Annotated in this window: 6 protein-coding genes; 5 read left to right on the top strand and 1 reads right to left on the bottom strand. The window is 36.7% G+C overall.

The window, feature by feature from the left end:
- The first annotated feature begins 114 nt into the window (after positions 1-114).
- Positions 115-1,005 carry a zinc-ribbon domain-containing protein gene (locus ACKI2P_RS09585; RefSeq protein WP_407377198.1) on the top strand — a complete coding sequence of 297 codons (891 nt, stop codon included), beginning with the start codon at positions 115-117 and terminating at the stop codon, positions 1,003-1,005.
- 43 nt (positions 1,006-1,048) lie between these two features.
- Here the strand turns inward: ACKI2P_RS09585 and ACKI2P_RS09580 are convergent, their stop codons facing one another.
- A complete protein-coding gene (locus tag ACKI2P_RS09580) occupies positions 1,049-1,906 on the bottom strand; it encodes a DUF1002 domain-containing protein (protein ID WP_407377197.1) in 858 nt (285 codons plus the stop codon).
- Positions 1,907-2,219: 313 nt separating this feature from the next.
- Here ACKI2P_RS09580 and ACKI2P_RS09575 point away from each other — a divergent pair, with 313 nt between their 5' ends.
- The 4 genes from ACKI2P_RS09575 to ACKI2P_RS09560 all read left to right on the top strand — a co-directional run bounded on the left by ACKI2P_RS09575 (position 2,220) and on the right by ACKI2P_RS09560 (position 7,440).
- A complete protein-coding gene (locus ACKI2P_RS09575) occupies positions 2,220-3,023 on the top strand; it encodes a DUF169 domain-containing protein (RefSeq protein WP_407377196.1) in 804 nt (267 codons plus the stop codon).
- Between the two features lie 151 nt (positions 3,024-3,174).
- The gene (locus ACKI2P_RS09570) at positions 3,175-4,881 is read left to right on the top strand and encodes an ABC transporter ATP-binding protein (RefSeq protein ID WP_407377195.1); all 1,707 of its coding nucleotides are present in this window, start codon (positions 3,175-3,177) and stop codon (positions 4,879-4,881) included.
- On the top strand, positions 4,878-6,683 hold the full coding sequence (locus ACKI2P_RS09565) for an ABC transporter ATP-binding protein (protein WP_407377194.1): 1,806 nt from the start codon (positions 4,878-4,880) through the stop codon (positions 6,681-6,683). The genes ACKI2P_RS09570 and ACKI2P_RS09565 overlap by 4 nt, the downstream gene beginning before the upstream one ends.
- A 67-nt stretch (positions 6,684-6,750) precedes the next feature.
- Entirely contained in the window at positions 6,751-7,440 is a 690-nt protein-coding gene (locus ACKI2P_RS09560) for a hypothetical protein (RefSeq protein ID WP_407377193.1), read from the top strand.
- The last annotated feature ends 156 nt before the right edge of the window (positions 7,441-7,596 follow it).

The following is a 7,596-nucleotide window of genomic DNA, read 5'->3' as shown; positions in this document are numbered from 1 at the left end:
AATAGAATTTTTACATTGATGAAAATAATCAATTATATATAATAAATTTATACTATAAAAATAATAAAATAATATGTTAATACTAACAATGATATAACAAAATGGAGGGAAAATATGGTCCAATATTGTAGAAAATGTGGTGCTGAACTTGAAGATGATGCGGAATTTTGTGATTCTTGCGGATTTAAATTAGATAGTAACCCTATAGATGACAAACAAAATACAATACCTCAAAAAACTACAGAAAATATGCCCGTTGAGAACAAAAATGAATTTTTAACCAAATTACCATTAATTTTGGCAATAATTGCCATTATTGCATCAATTGGAGAAGGTCTTGGAACACCCATGTTAATGGGATGGAACAATATCATGACTGCAATGGCAATAGGTATAGTCGGAGGTTTAATCGGAATATTTTTAATGGAAAAAATGAACGAACCACTAATAGGTGCAGCAGAATTAATCGTCACTGGAGTTCTTGTTTTTATGTTTATAGGGCGTTTCGGTGAAATTTCAACAATAATATTTATCATATCTGCTATTTTAACATTATACTTTAAAGGTATGCACAACAATAATAAAAAATTATGGGCAATTCCAATTTTAACATTTGTATTAATTTTTGTAATGTTAATAGCTGGAGGCGCATTATATCAGGCAAATGCTGAAAATTCAATAGCTGTAGGTAATATCACACAAAATATTACTGATGATGGTTACGGATATTATACCGGATATATAACCGGAGACATTAGGGTTGATACCAATTTTGATTATTTATGTGTAAATATAGATTATTACGATAGCGAAGGAAAAATCATAGATTCAAATATTGGCTGGAATGATAATCATCCTGATAGTGGAAACACATATAAATTTTCAAGTTTTTACTTTAAAGAAAATCCGCCAGCAAAAGCCAAAATATCCGTTGTAGATTCAGCAACAGATAATACTCCATTATACACAGAAAATATAACTATAGTAACTTCAAGTGGAGTTTAATACTTCACTTACTTATTTTTTTAAAAAAAAGGAAAAAAAGGAATTAAATCCCATTTATAAAGGATTTAATCCAGTCAAATAATCCGTCAATTGAAAAACCACTGCTTGTAGAGTTGTTTAGAAAGTCACCCACTTGGGTTTTGTAGTGGTTTACATCACCCTGAACGTTTTGCACCTGTTCGATTGAATTGGCCAGGTTTTCAATATCAACATTGGTTATGTTGATGTTGTTGTTCTGGACGTAATTGTTAATTATGTTTACAATTGTGTTATGGTCTGTAACGTTTTTGTTTGAAACTTCCTCTTTGACTTGGTCGACAAGATTTGACAATTTGTCCGCATCCACACCGGAGTTGTCAACTATTTGCGCTTCAGTGGAGATTTCATCGTTTGCCGCCTTTTTTACACTGTCAGGTATTTTCACATCAGTTACCTGTTCATATGAGTTCATTATTCCTGCAAGTGCGGATTCCCCTGTTGCACTGACAGGACTTGTTACATAAACGTGACCTGCAGTTATTCCAGCTGATTTCAGGGCTGAAATGTACATGTCTCCAGTTATTGTTGTGATTTTTGATTTGTCAACGCTTACCTGAAGATTGTCATTGTCATTTAAATCCACAAGTGCTGAAGACAATATCTGATTTGAATTGTAGGTTTTTCCGGTTATTCCACCAGATACCTGATTTACTTGATCTGCAGTAATTATTTTTGATCCTGCATTGTTTATGTCCATTCCAGTTTGTGAACTGAAGAATGAATCAACGATTGATTTGTAGTTTGAATTTCCATAGGTTGTCTCACCATATGTTATAACAACATTTGAGTCTGCTGAAAATCCTGCTGGGATCAACATTCCCACGAGGATTAATGCTAATATTGCGATTGTAATTTTGCGCATTATCATCACCTCAATTTAGATTATAGGAATTTTAAAGAGATTATTCACTTCATCAATTCTCACAATTCCTAATCTTAATTAGTTGAAGTAGTATTTAAATGTTACAGTTTTTTGAAATATTTTTAATAATTTTCAGATATAAAAAATTTTGTAAAAAATAGACAATGTCACAACACTATATTTTAAAAATTGTTCAAATGTTCGCAATTTCGAAAGCAAAAAAAGACCAAAATAATAAAATTTCAGAACTTGGAGAATATTTTCAAAATCAATATTTATAGCGATGAATAAAAATTATATTGAGGTAGTTAATATGCAAAGCAACATATCAAAAGAACTTGAGATGAAATTTCCGCCAATAGTAATGCTTAAAAGTGATGAAAAACCTGAAAATGCAACAGGACCTAAAAATGAAAGGGCAGGTTGTGTGATGAGCTTCGTTGCACAGACAATAGCCAAAAGAAAAACCACCTTTTTCGGACGTGAACACATCAGCTGCGGAGGAATATCAGTAGGATTCGGATGGGGATCAGGACTTCCCGATGAGGATGCAGTTGACTTTCAGGCATCATTTCTCTCATTGGGAGTTGATTCAGCGCCGGACAGAGAAATGTATGAGCAAAGACTCTCACACATGCCAAAGCCTACTCAGGAAATGTTCCGCCATGGCGAGAGAATATATGCTGATTTTGAAACCGCAAAAGCCTGTATACAGTCAAGACCCGTCTATGATGAAGGCCAGTATGTAATATTTAAAGGAATTGAAAACCTTGAAGATGGAGAAATACCTGAATCTGTCATATTTACAGTCAATCCTATTGAGCTTACAGCGATGATTCAGATAAATTCCTCATTCAGGCTTGAAGACAATTATATTTTAACCCCTCAGGCATCATCATGCCAGGCAATCGGATGCTTTGTATTTAAAGAAAACGAAAGCGACAACCCGAAACCTGTTTTGGGACCGATTGACTTTGCCGGAAGGGCCAAAATGAAGCACTTCATTCCAAATGATTACATGACCTTGTCAATGCCTTGGAAACTGTTCCTGAAATTAGAGGAATTAAGCGAAAACAGCGTTCTTCAAACTGATTTTTTGAAAAAATTTAAAGAATGAAATCTAATGAATGTATTTAATTTTTTAAATACATCATCACTTTTTTTAAAGAGTTTACTTCATCATCTGAAGTTAATCAAAAAAACAAATCGATTTAAATTTTAAATAAAATAAAGTCGAAATAATAGTATATTAAATTTTAAGGGATTATATGAAAAAACTGCTCCAACCAATAAAAAGTCTGATTCCGCAAATAATATTCATTATCCTATTCTTGCTTGTTCAGGCATATTGCGATTTGACCTTGCCGCAATACACTGCAAACATTGTGGATATAGGAATCAAAAACACTGATTTTGACTACATAATCAATGTAGGGTCTGTCATGATTTTGATGGTTGCGATTTCCGCCTTTGCAACCGTTGGAGTGTCCTATTTTTCAAGCAGGGTTTCCTCAGGATATGCGAAAGACTTAAGAAAAATTGTCTATTCAAAGGTCTTGAAATTTTCAAACCATGAACTGAATAAGATTTCACGCTCATCTCTAATTACTCGGTCAACCAACGACATCAACCAGCTTCAAAGCGTTTTGGGAATGATTTTTACAACACTTTTATTTGCTCCGATAATAGGTGTAGGAAGCATCATAAAGGCATTTGAACTTGGAACCGACCTTTCATGGATTATTCTGGTGACCTTTTTTGCTGTAATAATCCTTCTGGTGATTGTCATTTTAAAGGTTCTTCCATACTTTAAAATCACACAGGAAATCATCGACAGGATAAACAGAACTTCAAGGGAAATCCTTATGGGAATTCCTGTAATCAAGGCATTTGTAAGGCAGGACTTTGAAGAGTCCAAATTCCAGAAGGTCAACAAGGAGTTTTATGACGTGAACATCTACGTATTCAGAACCATGCTTGTAATGCTTCCTCTGATGACCCTGATTTTAAACCTGATGGTTGTTCTTATTTTATACTTCGGAGCATATGATGCTTTAAGCGGAGGCCTTCTTACCGGAGAGATAATAGCTTTCATCCAGTATTCAACCCAGATTGTAGGGTCATTTCTGATGATCGGCGGATTCATGATAATGCTTCCAAGGATTCTGGTTTCAGGAAGGCGTGTAAGCGAAGTTTTGAATACCGAGCTTACAATAACCGACGGAGAGCTTACTACTATTGAAGGAAATCCTACAATCGAATTCAGAAATGTGTCCTACAAATATCCCGGAAGCGAGAAAGAAACTTTAAAGGACATCAGCTTTAGTTTGAAGCCCGGAAAGACAACTGCAATAATCGGAGGAACAGGCAGCGGAAAGTCCACAATCCTCAACCTGATTCCCAGACTGCAGGATCCGACATCCGGTGAAATACTCATAAACGACAACAACATCAAAAACTATAATCTTAAAACTTTAAGGGATGGAATCTCATTCACTCCTCAAAAGGCAATACTCTTTCAGGGAACCGTCCGCTCCAATATACAGATAGGAAAAAGCGATGCGACAGACGATGAGATAAGAAACGCCCTTGACAAGGCACAGGTAAATTTTGTTGAAAACCTGGAAGAGGAAGTGACACAGGGAGGTTCCAACTTCTCCGGAGGTCAAAAGCAAAGGCTTTCAATAGCAAGAGCCATCGTCGGCGAACATGACTTTTATCTGTTTGATGACTGTTTTTCAGCTCTTGACATGAACACCGAGCGCAAAGTAAAGGAAAATCTGAAAAGACTGAAGGATTCCTCTATCTTAATCGTTTCCCAGAGGATTTCAACTATCATGGACGCTGATGAGATACTCGTGATTGACAACGGCGAAATAGTTGACAGGGGAAGTCACAACTCCCTTTTAGACAGCTGCGACATATACCATGACATTGCCAAAACACAGATTGACAGTATGGAGGCAATGAAATGAGTCCCCGCCCACTAAGGAGAAAGCCTCCTGAAAAACCTGTCGACAACAAAAAGGCAATAAAAAACATTTTAAGCCTTCTGGGAGATTTCAAGATAAAACTGGCAGTAACCGTAATCTGTGCTGTAATCTCAACGGTATTCAGCATAATTGCCCCATTGCTTATCGGACAGGCCACAACAATAATATATGACGGAATATTGAGAATCCTGAATCACACAGGCACAATAGATTTTGAAAGCCTTCTTACAACACTGGCGATAGTGGTAATCCTATACATTATCAGTGTCGTGTTCTCATACCTGCAGAGCTATTTCCTTATTGAGATTTCAACCAAAATAAGCTATGACTTACGGGAAAGGCTGATGGAAAAGATAACACACCTGCCGATGGACAAGGTTGATGAAAACAAGAGGGGAGATATCCTCTCCAGAATCACAAACGATGTGGATTCACTTCAAAACGGAATTACACAGGCGTTCCTTCAGATGCTGACAGCAATAATAACCCTTCTTGGAGTGTTTGTCATGATGCTTACCATAAATGTCTGGATGACACTAGCAACAATCATACTGATACCTATTGCGTTTCTGGTCATCAGATTCATTACAAAACACTCACAAAGCTATTTTTTAAAACAGCTTGTCTTTAAAGGGTCCTTGAACGGCCAGATTGAAGAGACATTTACCGGCCACGACATCATCCGTGCATTCAACCAGGAGGAGGAATCCATCGAGAAATTCAATCAGGACAATGACATGTGGTTTGACCAGGAATGGAAATCACAGTTCTTCTCAAGCCTCAACGGCCCGCTAATGAATTTCATATCCAATTTTGCATATGTTGTAATAGCGGTTCTAGGAGCAGTATTTGTTCTTCAAAGGGCAATTACAGTTGGGGACATACTGGCATTTTTCCAATACGTACAAAACTTTACAAGACCTATCCAGCAGATTACAAGGGTGATGCACCTTATCCAAACCGCAATGGCCGCAACTGAGAGGATATTTGAATTTTTAGAGATTGATGATGAGGAAAACCCATCCGACAGACAGATTAAAGAAATCAGGGAAGGCATCACATTTGAAAACGTGAGCTTCGGTTACACTCCAAATGAAAACATTATCAAAAATCTCTCATTTGACGTCAAAAAGGGTCAAAAGATTGCAATCGTCGGTGAAACAGGTGCCGGAAAGACAACAATCGTCAAGCTGCTCATGAGATTTTATGACCTCAACTCAGGAGAGATAAAAATTGACGGTGTAAACATCACAGAATATGACAAGCATTCCCTCAGGTCACTCATCGGAATGGTGCTTCAGGACTCATGGCTCTTTTCAGACACCATCACAAACAACATCAGATACGGAAATCTTGAGGCAAGTGACAGTGATGTGATTGAAGCATCAAAACAGGCCTACACCGACAATTTCATAAAGCAGCTCTCTGATGGATACGACACCGTCCTCAATGAGGATACAGACAACATCTCCCACGGCCAGAAGCAGCTTTTGACAATAGCCAGAACAATACTTTCCAAAAAGGAAGTCCTGATTTTGGATGAAGCAACATCAAGTGTGGATACAAGAACCGAAAAGATGATACAAAAAGCCATGGACAAGCTTATGGAAGAAAAAACCAGCTTTATCATAGCACACAGACTGTCCACAATCAAAAATGCAGATAAGATTATTGTAATCGAAAACGGTGAAATAATCGAGATGGGTTCACATGAAGAGCTTCTCGCCCAAAAAGGATACTATTACAATACACTGAACACCCAGTCAAGGGAAAACATCATCTGAAAAATGTTAACTTTTCACCAAAAATTATTATATGTACAATTTATAATAATATTGATTAGGTGAAACCTTGGAAAGAAAAACAAAAATAATCTTAATTGTAGTTCTATTGCTGATTCTTGGCGGACTGATTTTTATGGGAAACCAGAAGACTACCGGAACCAGTGGCAATGTTCTTGGAAACACTACAAACGGAACCGTTGAGAAATTCATCTATGGGGATGCGAATGCAAACAAGACAATTGCACTTCTTACCGGAATCCACCCTAGAGAACCTTTGTCAATAGATCCTGAAATCAAAGCGGCAAAAGAGTATGTCAAAGACCACAGTGACGTTAAAATTATCCATTATCAGACAAACGTGACTAAAAATCCTCAGGACTATGAAGAAGGTAGAGCTCACGGAGAAAGTCTTATTCATGATTATGTAAATCCTGACGTTATAAAATCCGATGCCGATTGTGTAATTATCGCACATTCACACATTCCTACATACGGTGAAGGATTTTACCTTGCCACTCCTGAGATGGATAACGCTTCAGTTGAAATAGCTCAAAAAATCAGCAATGAAAGTGATTTCAACTACTATCCTGTAACCGGAAATGAAGAGTACAAATCCACTTCCGCTGTTTTGGTATCAAAACCTATAGCACAAGGAGGAATTCCTACATTTGTATATGAAATTCCGGAAAACATTACCGAACAGGATTCAACCGACAAAGCAAAAGAATTATTTGACTTGATGGTAAAATTCGCATGAATTAAATACCATCATCTATTTTTTTATCAAAAATATTGCAAGAATACAATGACCTCTTAGGTCATGGATGAATTGCACAAAAAATTACTTATCAAATGCTCTCTGAAGAACTTTAAATACCAATGAAATCTAAACTAATAAATGACAAAGTTAATC

This window comes from Methanobrevibacter sp., from assembly GCF_045541095.1.
In the GTDB taxonomy this organism is placed as follows: Archaea; Methanobacteriota; Methanobacteria; order Methanobacteriales; family Methanobacteriaceae; genus Methanocatella.
This window is presented reverse-complemented; position numbering and strand designations above follow the sequence as displayed.

What these genes read in the sequence shown, in the direction of transcription:
- ACKI2P_RS09565 (WP_407377194.1), top strand. Translation starts at nt 4,878, where the DNA reads ATGAGTCCCCGCCCACTAAGGAGAAAGCCTCCTGAAAAACCTGTCGAC.
- ACKI2P_RS09585 (WP_407377198.1), top strand. Translation starts at nt 115, where the DNA reads ATGGTCCAATATTGTAGAAAATGTGGTGCTGAACTTGAAGATGATGCG.
- ACKI2P_RS09580 (WP_407377197.1), bottom strand. Translation starts at nt 1,906, where the DNA reads ATGCGCAAAATTACAATCGCAATATTAGCATTAATCCTCGTGGGAATG.
- ACKI2P_RS09570 (WP_407377195.1), top strand. Translation starts at nt 3,175, where the DNA reads ATGAAAAAACTGCTCCAACCAATAAAAAGTCTGATTCCGCAAATAATA.
- ACKI2P_RS09575 (WP_407377196.1), top strand. Translation starts at nt 2,220, where the DNA reads ATGCAAAGCAACATATCAAAAGAACTTGAGATGAAATTTCCGCCAATA.